5 protein-coding genes are annotated in these 6,558 nt (G+C 29.0%); 3 read left to right on the top strand and 2 right to left on the bottom strand.

From position 1 onward, the window contains the following. The first annotated feature begins 258 nt into the window (after nucleotides 1–258). Nucleotides 259–1,899: an ATP-binding cassette domain-containing protein gene (locus C4B25_RS03760; protein ID WP_131613704.1), complete on the top strand. Its 1,641-nt coding sequence runs from the start codon at nucleotides 259–261 to the stop codon at nucleotides 1,897–1,899. After that, nucleotides 1,877–3,469, top strand: coding sequence for an ATP-binding cassette domain-containing protein (locus tag C4B25_RS03755; RefSeq protein ID WP_168380696.1), 1,593 nt, complete (start codon nucleotides 1,877–1,879; stop codon nucleotides 3,467–3,469). The genes C4B25_RS03760 and C4B25_RS03755 overlap by 23 nt, the downstream gene beginning before the upstream one ends. Nucleotides 3,470–3,496: 27 nt before the next feature. Here C4B25_RS03755 and C4B25_RS03750 read toward each other — a convergent pair whose 3' ends face one another. Continuing rightward, nucleotides 3,497–4,441 (bottom strand): hypothetical protein, encoded by a 945-nt coding sequence (locus tag C4B25_RS03750; protein ID WP_131613702.1) that lies wholly within the window; start codon nucleotides 4,439–4,441, stop codon nucleotides 3,497–3,499. A 54-nt stretch (nucleotides 4,442–4,495) separates the two neighbouring features. Between C4B25_RS03750 and C4B25_RS03745 the strand changes: the two genes are divergently transcribed. Then, nucleotides 4,496–5,938, top strand: coding sequence for a sulfatase-like hydrolase/transferase (locus C4B25_RS03745; RefSeq protein WP_131613701.1), 1,443 nt, complete (start codon nucleotides 4,496–4,498; stop codon nucleotides 5,936–5,938). Between the two features lie 25 nt (nucleotides 5,939–5,963). Here the strand turns inward: C4B25_RS03745 and C4B25_RS03740 are convergent. Beyond that, on the bottom strand, nucleotides 5,964–6,558 hold a 595-nt coding region (locus tag C4B25_RS03740), incomplete at its 5' end, for a nicotinamide mononucleotide transporter (RefSeq protein ID WP_210725178.1).

Below are 6,558 nucleotides of genomic sequence, written 5' to 3'. Positions count from 1 at the left end.
TAGAAATGGTCTTGGTTACATTGGTGCTAAAAACATTTCTGAAGCATATGAAAAAGGAGTATTCGTAAGAATTACTTCTGCTGGATTTAAAACATCTAACCCACATACTTTAGATAAAATTATGCCAACAACAAACTTTAAAAAATAAGCTATAGCAGCTTATTTTTTTAGTTAGGATTATATAACAAATAGACAACTGGTTATATGGGATAATTTTTTTAATGTATTGGTAATAGCAATACTTTTTTAAGGAGTCGAATGAAACAGAAAACTAATTCAAGTCTCGAAGAAAAAGCTCAACTTAAACAAGATAAAATTCAATATAAAAAAGTTAAAAATGATTTACCTAAAATAAGCACATTCAAATCATGTGTGTTGTTTATTGCGTTCTTATTTATTGCAATCGCATCTGTAACTAAAACCTTCCTAACTACCATCATATTCCAATCATTAATTGATCAAGATTTTAATAAATTTATAATGTGAACCTTAATAGAATTGGCGATTATGCTTTCTTGAATGATTGTTAATTATTCTTCTAGATATTTCTTGGATAAGGAATGTGAAATTCTCAAAACCAAAATGCGTAAATTTATTTTTAAATCTTATTCATCAGAAGCAGGTCAAAAGAAAATAAGCAAAGAGCCAGGTACATTTAAATCCATAACAATTGATAATGTTAATAAATATGTAGATGGATATATTAAATCTAAGTATAAAAACCTTATGTACTTTACTCAAGTGGCACTTGCATTGGCATTTATAGTTTATATCTCATGAATTATTGGACTTGTTGCAATTGGATTGTCTCTAATGGCAATATTCTTAGGAGCCATTACTTCATCACCAGTTTCAAAAGCACAAAATAAATATGTTGGACAACTTAACCATTTCAACAATGATGTTTCAACGAATATCGACGCTCATTCGGTGTTCTATCTAAATAATTCAACAAATAAAATCGTTTCATTCTTGAGTGAAAAATTTAGATGAATTGAAAAGAAATATATTGAATTCTATATAAAGAATATCTCATATCAAATACCTTCTTTATTTATGATGATAATAATTCAAGTTGGTGTTCTTGGTATTGCTGCGCTGCTTGTTGTTAAAGGAATGATGGCAGTTTCAGCATTGGCAGCCGTTTCTTTCTTAACTGGTATGTTCACTAATGAAATGTTCAGTCTTTTGGATGGAGTTAAAGATATGGCAAAAGATGTAAAATTATTCCATTATTTTGTTCCAACCATTAAACAACAAGAAGAGCGTAGATATATCAGCAACATTGAATCAATTATTGTTAAAGATTACAATATAAAATTTGAGGATAAAGAATTATTCAAGAAGAAGTTTAATCAACAATTCGAACAAGGTAAAAGATATGTAATTGTTGGTGATTCGGGTTCAGGTAAAAGTACCTTAATTAATTCAATTCTAGGTAAACAAAAGAATTATGATGGAAGTATAAAACTTAATGGAATTGACGCTAAAGAAATTTCAACAAAAAGTTTTACTGATAATGTTGGGATTTTAAATTCAACTCCGTATATATTTAAAGCAACTTTATTTGAGAATATTACTGTTTTTGATAATACAATCGAACAACAAAAAGTTAAGAATCTATTAAAAGCTATTAAATTTAATGAATTGGAATTAAATAAAGTTATTGATATTAATTCAATTTCTGAAGGTCAAAAGCAAAAAATTAATTTCTTGCGTGTTATGTTGAGAAATCCACAATGAGTTATTTCAGATGAAGGATTCTCCAATGTAGATAAAGAATCAAGGGAGAATATATTCAACTATATCTCTAAACAATATAAAGGTGGAGTGATAAGTATTACACACCATCTAAATGCAAAAGAGGGGGTGATCTATGACTCGAAAATTACCTTCTAGAATTAACTTGAGAACATTGAAGAAAATGCCTTTTACAACGTTTATAACAGCACTTACAACAATGATAGGTGCAACTTTGCAAGGTATTATCCCTTATATATTTGCAAAGATAACTCATTATGCAATCGAGAAAAATGAAGAACTATTAAATAAGTGATTAATTATAATTTCCATTATTTCCGTGGTATTAATTTTCGCAATAGTTTTCCAAATGATTGCTGCAGAAAAATTTAAAAATAAGATTATCACCATATTAAGAATTGATTATAGTAAAAATATTTATTCTAAAAATATAACTGAATTCTCAGAAGGTGGAAAGGGTGTTCATTGAGATAATTTGACTAATACTTTAGATCAAATATCGAAAGATTACTTTGATGGATTTAGAATGATCATTTGATCTATTTCAACTCTTGTAGCAACTTTCTTATCAATTGCATTATTAAATATATATCTTGGTTTAAGTTTAGTGGTCGTTTGCATAATTGCAAGAGTATTCTTAATTATTTTTGATAAAAAATTAAAGAAAAAAACACAGGCTCAAGCTGAGATGAGGAAGAAATACAGTACAGAATTAAATGATTTAACTAATGGTGCTGAAACATTATTTTGAAATAATAAAACAGAGGCATTTGAAAAGAGGATAGACAACTCAAATTTAAATATTCAAAATGCAAATATATCATATGCAAAAACTCATAAATGATTTGAATTTGTCAATGAGTTTATATCGGTTGTGATTTCATTTGGAGTCTTAATAGTTATGGCTATATTTGTATTTAAAGTTGATCACACAATAGTCTCTATATTTATTGGTGTGTTAATTGCAGAGACTTCACTTCAAGTGGCGTTAAATAAAATGATAAAACCAATCATATCTATTAGACGAACAAAACCCCTTAGGGAGAATCCGGATTACATTTGAGAAGAACATAAAAAAACACAACAAGATACTTTCGCTTTTGCTAAAGATATTAAGGTTAAAGATATTAACTTTAATTATGGTGAAAAAGAGGTATTGAAGAATGTTAGTTTCAATATTAAAAAAGGTGAAAAGATTGCCATTGTTGGTAAAAGTGGAACTGGTAAAAGTACATTATTAAAATTAATGTTAAAACAAATTAAAGCTGAAAGTGGTTCTATAAAAATTGATGGAAATAACATTGATTCATTAAGTGAAGAAGAATACTTAAACAATATTGCTTATGCTAATAATCACAACCTAGTGATTAATGACACTTTTAAAAATAACATGTTGCTTTTTGGTGGTAAGAAAGTTAACTTCAAAGAATTAAAAGAAATATTTAATTTAGATTTTATTAAAAATAAGAATAATATGATTTCAAAAGATGAATTATCAACAGGTCAACAACAAAGAGTTAACTTAGCAAGAATTTGAGTCAATAAAAAACCAATAGTTGTATTGGACGAATGCTTTGGGAACTTGGATAAAGAAAACGCTGACTCTATTCTTCAAAAGATACTCCAAGAGGATATTACAGTTTTACTAATATCACATCACTTAACTCCAAAACAGACAAAGATGTTTGATTCGGTAATTAAGTTATAAAAAAATCCGGCGTATGCTGGATTTTATTTAATTAGTTACATTCATGTCATAAAGTTCTTTAAGTATTGAGCAAATTGAAGTTATCAATTCTTTTTTCATGTTTAATTTTGTTGAAAAGCTATTTAACATTTTTTCAGAAATGGCAAATGCATTTTTATTAGGGGAAAGTCCACCTTTACCACTTATGATTGATTTAACTAGAGTAACACCATCATTTATCAATGGACCAATTTCCTTCATATCTTCTATAAAAAGTGAAGTTGGATCGGAATTACCTTTAATGTGATAGATATTATCTAATGATTCCTTTTTAATTTGTTGTTCCGCAATTCCTATGCTAAAAATTTGTTTTTTATTATAAGAGAAATTGAATTCAAAAGTATCATTCATTAAACTAGCTAAATTGAAATACTTACCAATTACAGGGGATAATAAATTCATTGCAAATAAAGGGTCTTTGAATAACTTGGAGAATAGAGAAATATTATCCAACATTTGAGCTTGACCTCTTGAAAAAACTTGCTTAATGGTTATTCCTTCTTCATTTTTAATTTCGGTTAATAACTTATCAAGGATAGAAGTTAATTCTTTATATGTTATTGATTCTATATTTAGTTTTGAGTTCGAAGAATTTAAATCACTAATTCCTTGATTTATAATATCTTGCACAAAAACATAAAAAGGATTCTTGTAAGTATCTTTTGTTTTATCGAAGACAAGTATTTTTGATGGTGTGAATTGATTTTTTTGGATAGAAATAACAGGATTATTTTTAGCGGCTTCTTTGGCTTTGTTCAATGATAAAGAAAGGTTTATCTTCAGTTGATGCATACTTACCGGCTTTGCATCGCTTTTATTGTTATTTTGATCGATTAATTTTTCTTTATTAGTTGTTCCACATGAAACGGCCCCACCGACAATGATGGGTAATGTGCTTAATAGGCCTAAAGATAACTTATATTTTATATTCATAATCCTCCCGGTTTATTGATTTATATCAAAAGAATTATATGCTAAAATTACAATATGAAATTAAATAAAAAAATATCATTAACAACATCATTGGTAATACCAATGAGTTTGGTTGTTGTTACCGCTGCTGCTTGTGGCAAAGTTGAAAACGGTGGTTCAAAAAGTGGTGAAGCAGATAAGAAGGTTGATGAAACGGCGAAAACCATAGAAGAAAATGCAAAAAGAATGGGTATAGAACCCACAATTGTGACGAGTGTAGATTCTTTAACAACACTCTCTAAAAATAAAAAGAATGTAGTGGTTTATTTCTCTGATTCACTTCCGGGTAATGGTATTTCAAATTTATTAAAAACACATCCCAAAATAAGTGAAAAACTCTCTGGATTTACAATGTATGATAATACTGTATCTTCAAACTACACGAACTTAGGAGTCCCAGCAATACTTGGTGGATGAGATTTCACTATGGATGAGCAGAAATACGGATTCTTTAAAAACGAAGATGGTCAAGAAGTAGTAAATCTTGCGCACGATAGAATGATGGAAATGTTCCAAAAAGCCGGATATAAACAAGCGTGACATTCATTGCAATATTATGCAACTGGATCCAGTAAGTATGCTGTGGAACCGAAAAAAGCAATGAAACGAATAGGCGAAAACAGAGACATCACTGTAACTAATCCTGCATGAGTTAACCAAACATTTGAAGGTGAAAAATACAACGCTAACTTGAGACCGCAATATAGGCATATGAATTCTTTGAAACAAATTAATGAGTACATTAGATTAAAAGAAACGGGAAAACCTTTATTTAAATTCATTGGTAATGAATCAACTCACACTCCTTTTGCATTCGAAGATAAAGATGGTTATCATCCCGGGAATGCAAATGGATCATCAAGAAATAAGTCCATGGAAACTGTTATGGATTTATTCGGTAAATTTGTAGATAAAGTTAAATCATTTGGAAAAGAAATTTATGATAATACTGTTATATTATTTGTTTCAGATCATGGAGCTCATGAAGGAGATAAAAGCGCATATAAATATTTATCTCCTAAAATGAAAAAGTTTGAAGGTGATTTCTTGGAGGTAAATGGTTTATTTGAATCATTCGGTAGTACAAGTATTATACGAAATAATCCAACCATATTAATGAAGCCCTTTAATGAAACAGGAAAATTAAAATATAATTCCAAAACACTCCTTTCCATTTATGATATACCTCAAATATTACTTAATGAAATCAACAAAGGAAAAAAAGTTTTAGATTTCAATGTGAATAAATCAAAAAATAAAATGTACAGTAAAAACCCTCTAGCTTTAACATCAAGAACACTTGAGGTTTACAATGAGACACATTGATGAATTGAAAGCGGAAATAAACACACTGTTCCTCAAATAGCGTTAAGAGTCCATAATAATTTTTATGATTTCAATAATTGAGAATGAAGTCCATTCAAAGAAAATAAAGTATGGAAAAAAATAGAAAAATAAAAATCCAACTTAGGTTTGGATTTTTTTATTGAGCTTTTTGATCTTTAATTCATCTTATTAAGATATAGAAATCAATAACTGTGAATAGACCTGAGATTGCTGCTAATGATAGTAGTGGAACACCATTAACAACTTTCATCAAGATATAGAATACTACGAATATAACGTTAGCTATAGTTCAGAAAACAAATGTTCATGTTCATCTAAATAGAACCATAACAACAATGGCTGCTGATGAGAATGAAAAACCTAAAATTCCTAATCATTGAACTCAGTGGAGGTGCTCGTGCGCTCCTTTTCCTGGTTCACTCAATTTATCGAAAATCATATAGTAAGGCAGAATTGTAAGCAGTGTAACTGCAATAGCTATTACTAATTCAATTGATAATACTTTCTTTTTAGCTGGAAGAATATCTTCCTCGTGATCTTTGAATTTTGATAATCCAGAAAGTGCTGACATTCCAAATACAAAGATTTGAACAACCCCTGGACCCATTGAACTTGTGAAACCTGAATCTCACCCTGAGTAACCAATCATTAATAGACCCATACCTGTAAGTAAGGCTCCAACTAATAGGAAGGGTAGCTCCTGTTTCATTCTGTGCATTCTATTCATAACT

Source organism: Mycoplasma todarodis, assembly GCF_004335995.1.
In the GTDB taxonomy this organism is placed as follows: domain Bacteria; phylum Bacillota_I; class Bacilli_A; order Mycoplasmatales; family Metamycoplasmataceae; genus Mycoplasma_K; species Mycoplasma_K todarodis.
Note: the sequence above shows the minus strand (reverse complement) of the source record. Positions and strands in the feature narration are given on the sequence as shown.